Source organism: Pseudonocardia ailaonensis (genome assembly GCF_039531635.1).
Classification (GTDB): Bacteria; Actinomycetota; Actinomycetes; order Mycobacteriales; family Pseudonocardiaceae; genus Pseudonocardia; species Pseudonocardia ailaonensis.
This window is the reverse complement of the sequence record NZ_BAAAQK010000028.1, coordinates 569397-577000: the sequence shown is the minus strand read 5'-3', so window position 1 is coordinate 577000 and position 7604 is coordinate 569397. Positions and strand designations below refer to the sequence as shown.

Annotated in this window: 9 protein-coding genes; 6 read left to right on the top strand and 3 right to left on the bottom strand. The window is 74.9% G+C overall.

What is annotated here, in order from left to right:
* Positions 1–223 precede the first annotated feature (223 nt).
* A complete protein-coding gene (locus tag ABD324_RS35220; protein ID WP_344427521.1) occupies positions 224–982 on the bottom strand; it encodes an enoyl-CoA hydratase in 759 nt (252 codons plus the stop codon).
* A 112-nt stretch (positions 983–1094) separates the two neighbouring features.
* On the opposite strand from ABD324_RS35220, the gene htpX reads away from it, so the two are divergent.
* From htpX to ABD324_RS35200, 4 genes are all read left to right on the top strand, one after another.
* Complete coding sequence (htpX, locus tag ABD324_RS35215) at positions 1095–1961, top strand: zinc metalloprotease HtpX (protein WP_344427518.1); 867 nt, start codon at positions 1095–1097, stop codon at positions 1959–1961.
* 31 nt (positions 1962–1992) lie between these two features.
* Positions 1993–2850: a helix-turn-helix domain-containing protein gene (locus tag ABD324_RS35210; protein ID WP_344427516.1), complete on the top strand. Its 858-nt coding sequence runs from the start codon at positions 1993–1995 to the stop codon at positions 2848–2850.
* Between the two features lie 32 nt (positions 2851–2882).
* Positions 2883–3380, top strand: coding sequence for a PaaI family thioesterase (locus ABD324_RS35205; protein WP_344427513.1), 498 nt, complete (start codon positions 2883–2885; stop codon positions 3378–3380).
* 65 nt (positions 3381–3445) lie between these two features.
* Entirely contained in the window at positions 3446–3622 is a 177-nt protein-coding gene (locus tag ABD324_RS35200) for a hypothetical protein (protein ID WP_344427511.1), read from the top strand.
* 18 nt (positions 3623–3640) lie between these two features.
* On the opposite strand, the gene ABD324_RS35195 is transcribed toward ABD324_RS35200, so the two are convergent.
* Positions 3641–4762: a DUF2332 domain-containing protein gene (locus tag ABD324_RS35195; RefSeq protein WP_344427508.1), complete on the bottom strand. Its 1122-nt coding sequence runs from the start codon at positions 4760–4762 to the stop codon at positions 3641–3643.
* Positions 4763–4862: 100 nt separating this feature from the next.
* On the opposite strand from ABD324_RS35195, the gene ABD324_RS35190 reads away from it, so the two are divergent.
* On the top strand, positions 4863–5396 hold the full coding sequence (locus ABD324_RS35190) for a hypothetical protein (protein ID WP_344427505.1): 534 nt from the start codon (positions 4863–4865) through the stop codon (positions 5394–5396).
* Positions 5397–5415: 19 nt separating this feature from the next.
* The gene (locus tag ABD324_RS35185; protein ID WP_344427502.1) at positions 5416–6420 is read left to right on the top strand and encodes a class I SAM-dependent methyltransferase; all 1005 of its coding nucleotides are present in this window, start codon (positions 5416–5418) and stop codon (positions 6418–6420) included.
* On the opposite strand, the gene ABD324_RS35180 is transcribed toward ABD324_RS35185, so the two are convergent.
* Entirely contained in the window at positions 6405–7604 is a 1200-nt protein-coding gene (locus ABD324_RS35180; RefSeq protein ID WP_425565974.1) for an RNA polymerase sigma factor, read from the bottom strand. The genes ABD324_RS35185 and ABD324_RS35180 overlap by 16 nt on opposite strands.

Here is a 7604-nt window from a genome sequence, read left to right as displayed (position 1 = left end):
TGCATCCCGTCACCGGAGTCACCCGCGAACCGGATGACCACCCGGTCCTTCGTGACGACCTCGGGCTCGAGAGGCTCGACGGCGGTGTCATTGGAGGTCATGTGCTGGTCATTCCCCGGTTCGGGTCGGGAATCGAAATGTCCGGACGAGATTAACTCGCTGTGCCGCCGGGTGTCCTTGCCCACTGCTGGACGTCACACGACCTCCGATCGTCACGATGCCGTCACCTCTTGGCGATACGGGCCTGGAGCGCGGTGACGCGTTGCTTGAACTCCTCCGAGTGTACGGAAGCGGCCTGCGCGCGGACCTCGATCTCGGTGGCCTCGGCGTGCGAGAGCGCGCCCGCGGTGACCCCCATCGTGGCCTTCGTCGTCTCGATCAACGCACGGGGTGCCGCGGCGGCGCGTCCGGCGAGCTCGAGAGCCCCCGCGAGCAGGGCCTCGTCCGTGTCGTAGCGGCGCCACACGAGGCCGACGCGTTCCGCCTCGGCCGAGTCCAGGACGTCGCCGAACAGGGTCATGGCCTTCGCGCCCTGGGTGCCGACCGCGCGCTCGATCATCCAGGTGAAGCCGCCGCCCGGGTGCAGGCCGAGCTGCATGAACCGGACGTCGAACTTCGCGCCGGGGCCGGCCAGCCGGACGTCGCAGGCCAGGGCCAGGTTCAGGCCCGCGCCGACCGCCGCGCCGTTGACGGCGGCGAGGGTGGGCAGCGGACAGCGCGCGAGGGCGAGGAAGCCGGAGTAGATCCGCCGGAGCTGGGCCGGGTCCGCCTGCTGCAGCTCCCCGAGGTCGCCGCCGGCCGAGAACGCCGGTGCCTCCCCGGTGACGACGATCGCGCCGACGGCCGGATCGGCCACGGCCGCGTCCACGGCGGCGACCAGCCTGCCGGCGAGGTCCAGGTTCATCGCGTTGCGACGGGCGGGGTTGGACACGGTCAGCAGCGCCACGCCGTCGGTGACCGCGGTGCGGACTTCGGTGGTCATGGTCGGAGATCCTCGCACCCCGCAGGCCCGTACGGGATACCGTCCGGACGCGGAACACCCGTCCCCGCCCGCTCGTTGTCGGGCCGAGGACGGGGACGAGGAGGCAGGCGCGGTGCACGGGCACGTCAACGGGCTGAAGACGGCGGTCCTGCTGGGCGCGATGAGCGCCCTGGTGCTGCTGGTCGGCGGGCTGATCGGTGGCCGGACCGGGCTGATCGTGGCCGTCCTCGCGGCGCTGGCCATGAACGGCTACGCCTACTTCAACTCGGCGACGATGTCGCTGCGCGCCATGCACGCCCGCCCGGTCACCGAGGCCGAGGCGCCCGCGCTCCACCGGATCGTGCGCGAGCTGTCGCAGCGCGCCCGCCAGCCGATGCCGCAGCTCTACATCAGCCCGACCAACGCGCCGAACGCCTTCGCCACCGGCCGCAACCCGCGCCACGCCGCGGTGTGCGCCACCACCGGCCTGCTCGACCTGCTCGACGAGCGGGAGCTGCGCGCGGTGCTCGGGCACGAGCTGTCGCACGTCTACAACCGGGACATCCTGATCTCCTGCGTCGCGGGGGCGATGGCGTCGATGATCAGCTTCCTGGCGAACATCGCGATGTTCGCCGGCATCTTCGGCGGCGGCGACGAGGACCGTCCCAACCCGTTCGCCATGGTCCTGATCGCGCTGCTCGGGCCGATTGCGGCGGGCGTGGTGCAGATGGCGGTCAGCCGCTCGCGGGAGTACCAGGCGGACGCCTCCGGTGCCGCGCTGACCGGGGACCCCCTCGCGCTCGCGAGCGCGCTGCACAAGCTGGAGCGCGGCACCGCGCTCGCGCCGCTGCCGCCGGACCCGCAGCTCGTGTCGCAGTCGCACCTCATGATCGCCAGTCCGTTCCGGCCGGGCGAGCACATGGCCAGGTTGTTCTCCACGCACCCGCCGATCGCGGAGCGGATCCGGCGGCTCGAGGAGATGGCCCGCCGCGGGGCCTGACACTGTCGGGGGGTGGGGGCAGACTGGGCCCATGGTCGGCTCCACCGGTTCCGCCTCCGCCGCAGCGCTGTCCACGACCAGCGACTACGGCATCCTCGGCGTCCGGGACGTCGACTTCCGGCTCGAGCGGTACGCGCCCGCGCCGGACCTCGCGGCGCTGGTCGAGCGGCACTGGGTGGTCACCTGGTCGCTGCCGCCCGGGAAGCGGGCCTCGGTCACGCTGCTGCCACAGCCGTGTGTGAACGTCGTGCTGGACCGGGGGATGCTCGCGGTCGCCGGCGTGGGGCGGGAGCGGTTCACCTACGACTACACGGGCGAGGGCCGGGTGTTCGGCACCAAGTTCCGGCCCGGGGCGTTCCTGCCGTTCCTCGGCCGGCCGGTCTCGTCGATCACCGAGGTCACGGCGCCGGCATCGGGGCTCTGGGGGCCGGCGGCGGACCGGCTCGCCGAGTCGCTGACCGGGCCGGGCCCTGTTCTCGACGTCGACGCGCTGATCGCCCGGATGGAGGGCTTCCTGCGGGAGCGGTGGCCCGAGCCGGACCCGAACGTCGAGCTCGTCGGGCGGATCGTCGCCGTCCTGCTGGGGGACCGGGAGATCGGCAAGGTCGAGGAGGTCTGCGCGCGGTTCGGGATCGCGCCGCGCACGCTGCAGCGGCTGTTCAACCGGTACGTCGGGGTGAGCCCGAAGTTCGTGCTGCGGCGCTACCGGCTGCACGAGGCGGCCGCGCGGCTGGCGGAGGAGCAGGCGCGGCCGTGGGCGGAGGTGGCGGCCGAGCTGGGCTACTTCGACCAGTCGCACTTCATCCGGGACTTCACCGCGGCCATCGGGCTGACCCCGGTCGCCTATGCCCAGGCCTGCCGGCGGCGGGAGCAGCCCGTCAGCGCCTAGGTTTCTGTTCGCAATCCAGGTAGGGTCGGGGCATGACGGATGTGGAGGCGCCCCCGCGGGAGCGCACGCACCAGTACACCGAGCCGCGCGGCGCGGCGCACCTCGCCGGGCGCAGTGGGCTCGAGGTCATGCAGGCCTTGGCGGCGGGGGAGCTGCCGGCGCCGCCGATCTCGAGCACGTTGGGGTTCGAGCTCGAGTCCATCGAGTCCGGCCGGGCGGTGTTCCTGCTGCAGCCGGAGTTCTTCCACTACAACCCGATCGGCTCCGTGCACGGTGGCGTCTACGCCACGCTGCTGGACTCCGCGATGGGCTGCGCGGTGCACAGCACCCTGCCCGAGGGCGTCGGGTACACGAGCCTCGACCTCAGCGTGAAGTTCCTGCGTCGCATGACCGTCGACACCGGACCGGTGCGCGCCACGGGCTGGATCGTGCACGCCGGTCGGACGACCGCGCTGGCCCGCGCCGAGCTCGCGGACGAGCAGGGCCGGTTGCTCGCCGACGGGACGTCCACCTGTCTGATCCTGCGCTGAGCGCGGTGTCCGCCGGCCCGGAGCGCGGTGTTCGTCGGCGCTGATCGCGGTGCGAGACTGGGCCCATGGCGGACGACGACACCAGCACCGCGCTCCCGCAGACCTGTGTCCGCTGCGGGCAGGTCGCGCTCATCCGGATCGTGGGGCGCTGCGGGGACTGCATCGGCACCCTCGGCCTGGAGCAGGGCGCGGACTACGCCGAGTGGCGCGCCGAGGTGAAGGCCGAGTTCGGGGCCAAGTAGCGGCTCAGCGCAGGCCACTCAGCGCAGCCACTCCAGCCAGGCCGCGCTCGGGTGGGCGCGGCCGAGGACCTCGGCGGTGCGGGTGCCGTCGCGGTAGGCGGCGTGCCCGATCACGCCGAACACCCCGCCGCGCCGGTTGTCCTCGACCCACTCCGGCGGCACGTCGAGGCCCTGCACCGTGCTGTGCGCCTCCGGGCCCAGCGGGACCAGGGGGTCGACCGAGATCCAGTGCACGTCCCGGTCGGCGGAGAGCCCGGCGAGCACGGTGTCGAAGCGGGCGAGGCGCTCGGGCGGCAGGAAGACGTGCACATAGGTGTCGACCACGCACACCGGCCCGGGCGGCAGCGACGCGACCACGTCGGGCAGCACCTCGAGCAGGTCGCCGCGGACCGTGCGGGCGGGCCGGGCGGCTGCGATGGCCGATGCCGCGGCGAAGCGCGTGACCGCGCCCGCCTCCGGCGGCACGCAGGCCGCGAGCCAGGCCCGGGTGCCGGGATCGCGCAGGTCCAGCGGCTCGACGTCGATCCCGACCCGGTCCGCGAGCACCGGCAGCGCGACGGGCGGGCGTCCGCTGCGGACCTCGCACTCCAGCTGCACCGGTGACGCCGGATCGCCGGCTGTCCAGGTCTCGTTCCCGCGGTACGCGTAGTGGTACCGGTCCGAGTGCAGGGCCAGGCCGGCCCCGGTCCCCAGGTCGACGAGCGCGAGCGGGCGCGGGTCCGCGGCCGCGATCCGGGCCAGGACGGGCAGGACGTCGGCGCAGCGCCCGGCCTCGTTCATCTGGTAGCGGTGCTCCGCGCACAGGGCGGCGAGCTCGTCGCGGTGCGCCCTCGCGAAGGCGCCGAGCTCGGCGGCGAATCCCGGGTCGCGGGGCGGCTGCGCCCCGCCGGGGACCGGGAAGTGCCTGGCCAGCGGCTCGTCCGGCAGCTCGGTGACCAGCCGGCGCACCGCCGCGGAGAGCAGCAGCGCCGGGAGCCGGTCCGGCGGGACCGCCGCGGCGAGGTCGAGCAGCACCTCGTCGTCGGCGATCGTCGCGAGCAGTGCGGCCGTGAGCCACCAGCTCTCGGGCGCACCGGGCGGCGACCAGGCGTCGGCGACGGCGCGGGCCTGGGCGGCGACGGTGGCACGGGTGTCGGTCACGTGGAGGAGGTCGGCCGCGCCCGTCCCGACGTTGCCGGTTTGGCCCCCGCACCGCGCGGGGACCCCCGATCAGGTGAACGACGGGCGGGAGGTCGGCACGATGACGACACAGGAGCCCGTCGCCCCTGAACCCGAGGCGGTGGGGTTCGTGGACGGGATGCGCCGCCGCCGTCCGCGTCTCGGCAGCCCGTTGTGGCTCTGGGCGATCATGGCGGCCGTCTTCTCGCTCGGTGCCGTGTACGCGCTGGTCCAGTGCACGCCGTCGGCCGCGGTGTCCGCGCGGCTGCTCGCCGGGGACACCGCGTTGCTCCCGCTCCCGGGCGAGGACCTGCGCGCCTACACCGGCCGCACCGTGACGGCGGAGTCGGTGCCCGTCGAGTCCGTCCCCGCCGACGAGGGCTTCTGGGTCGGCACCGGGACCGACCGGGTGTGGGTGGAGCTCGTCGTGCAGCCGGGGGAGTCGCCGTACACGGTCCGCCCCGGCGACCTGGTCACCTTCACCGGCCGGATGGTCGCCCACGACGCCACGTTCGGCCCGTCCCTGGACCTGACCGGCGACGACGCCGCGCAGCTGGCCCGGCAGGGCGCGCACATCGAGGTCGCCAAGGCCGGTCTGGGGAAGCGTCCGGCCTGATCCGCGCTACCGTCCGGGCATGGCGCAGTCCCCGGCGGAGCGGCTCGCGGACCTGACGCTCGGGCACGTGCTGGTCACCGCGATCGCCCTCGGGCACCGGACCGGGCTGCTGCAGGCGCTGCCCGGGAGCGAGGCGGAGATCGCCGGCCGCGCCGGGGCGGCCCCGCGGTACGTCCGGGAGTGGCTCGGCTGTCTCGTCGCCGGCGGCATCGTGACCCACGCGGCCGGGCACTACGCCTTCGCCGACGGGTACGCGCCGCTGCTCACCGGCGCGAGCCCGGCCAACGTCGCCCCGACCGCCGAGATGCTCACCCGGCTCACCGCGATGGCCCCCGAGGTCGCCGCCCGGTTCGCCGACGGCGCCGGCATCCCGCCGCGCGTCTACGCGGCGCGGGCGGGGGAGACCCTCGGTGAGCCCCGCCGGCACCTGTACGACGCCGTGTTCGTGAGCGGGTTCCTCGCCCCCGTCCCCGGCCTCCTCGCTCGGCTGCGGGCCGGTGCCCGGGTGCTCGACGTCGGCTGCGGGACCGGGCAGACCACCCGGCTCGTGGCGCAGGAGTTCGGATCCTCTCAGGTCACGGGCATCGACGTGGTGCCGGAGGCGATCGCGCTCGCCGCGGCCGGGGCGCCGCTGCCCAACCTGACCTACGAGGTCGGGGACGCGGTGGCGCTGAGCGGCGAGTACGACGTGGTGCTCGCCGTCGACGTCGTCCACGACCTGCCGCGGCCCGTCGAGGCGCTCGCCGCGGTCCGCCGGGTGCTCGTCCGCGGCGGCGTCCTCGTCATGGTCGACGCCGGGTTCCCTGGTGATCTCGACGCCCTTGCCGGCGACCCCGTCGCGGCGGCCGCGTACGGCGTCAGCCTGCTGCACTGCCTGCCCATCTCGCTCGACGGGCGCGGTGCCGGCCTGGGCGCGATGTGGGGCCGTGAGCGGGCGGTCGCGACGCTCCGCGAGGCGGGGTTCGCGCAGGTCGACGTGCTACCCGCGCCGCGGCCGCAGAACGCGGTCTACGTGGCGTCCTGACGCCGCCGCAGCTGGGCGGCCTGCGCCGGATCCTGGGGGAGGGCCAGCGCCGCAGCCCAGGCCTGGTCGGCGCCCGCGCGGTCGCCGAGCCGGCCGAGCAGCTCCGCGCGGGAGGCGTGCCAGAGCGGGTAGCGCTCCAGCCCGGCCACGGCGTCGACGGCGGCGAGCCCCGCCTCCGGCCCGTCCCGCTCGGCCACCGCGGCGGCCCGGTTGAGCGCGACGACCGGCGTCCCGGCCACCGTGAGCAGCACGTCGTACCAGGAGACGATCGCCGCCCAGTCCGTGTCCGCCCAGGTCGGCGCGAGGGCGTGGCAGGCCGCGATCGCCGCCTGCACCACGTACGGATCGGGTGTGTCCGGGCTGCGTCGTAGCCCCTCGCCGACGAGCAGCACGCCCTCCTCGACCAGGTCGCGCCGCCAGAGGCTGCGGTCCTGGTCGGCGAGGAGCACCGGACGGCCACCGGGGTCGCGGCGGGCGGCGCGGCGGGCGTCCGTGAGCAGCTCGAGGGCGAGCAGGCCCAGGACCGGCGGTTCGCCCGGCATCAGCTCGCGCAGCAGCCGGGTGAGGCGCAGGGCCTCCTCGACCAGCGCGGGGCGGGTCTCGCCGATCGGGTCGGCGCCCTCGGTGAACAGCAGGTAGACCGTGGTGAGGACGCCGCGCAGCCGGTCGGGCAGCTCGTGGTCGGCGGGCACGCGGTACGGGATCCGGGCCTTCGTGATCTTCTGCCGGGCGCGGGTGAGGCGCTTCGCCATCGTCTCCTCACCGACGAGGAGCAGCGCGGCGACCTCGGGGACATCGAGCCCGCAGAGCGTGCGCAACGCGAGCGCGACCTGGGTCTCGTGGGCGAGCGCGGGATGGCAGCAGGTGAACAGCAGCCGGAGCTGGTCGTCCCTGATGGTCTCCGGGGTCTCGGGTTCGTAGGCCACGACCTGCAGCTCCTTGCCCGGCCGGACGGCCTCGCGGCGCAGCAGGTCGATCGCGCGCCGGCGCGCCGTGAGCGTGAGCCAGGCGCGCGGTTCGGCCGGGACGCCGTCGCGCGGCCAGACCTCCAGAGCCCGCAGGGTGGCGTCCTGGACGGCGTCCTCGGCGAGCTGCAGATCGCCCGTCAGCCGGACGAGGGTGGCCAGCACGCGCCGGCCCTCGTCGCGCACCAGGCGGACGAGGGCGGCGTGCGCCTGCTGTAT

Coding starts and splice junctions, on each gene's coding strand:
- ABD324_RS35220 (WP_344427521.1), bottom strand. CDS start 982: ATGACCACCGAAGTCCGCACCGCGGTCACCGACGGCGTGGCGCTGCTG.
- ABD324_RS35210 (WP_344427516.1), top strand. CDS start 1,993: ATGGTCGGCTCCACCGGTTCCGCCTCCGCCGCAGCGCTGTCCACGACC.
- ABD324_RS35205 (WP_344427513.1), top strand. CDS start 2,883: ATGACGGATGTGGAGGCGCCCCCGCGGGAGCGCACGCACCAGTACACC.
- ABD324_RS35200 (WP_344427511.1), top strand. CDS start 3,446: ATGGCGGACGACGACACCAGCACCGCGCTCCCGCAGACCTGTGTCCGC.
- ABD324_RS35190 (WP_344427505.1), top strand. CDS start 4,863: ATGACGACACAGGAGCCCGTCGCCCCTGAACCCGAGGCGGTGGGGTTC.
- ABD324_RS35185 (WP_344427502.1), top strand. CDS start 5,416: ATGGCGCAGTCCCCGGCGGAGCGGCTCGCGGACCTGACGCTCGGGCAC.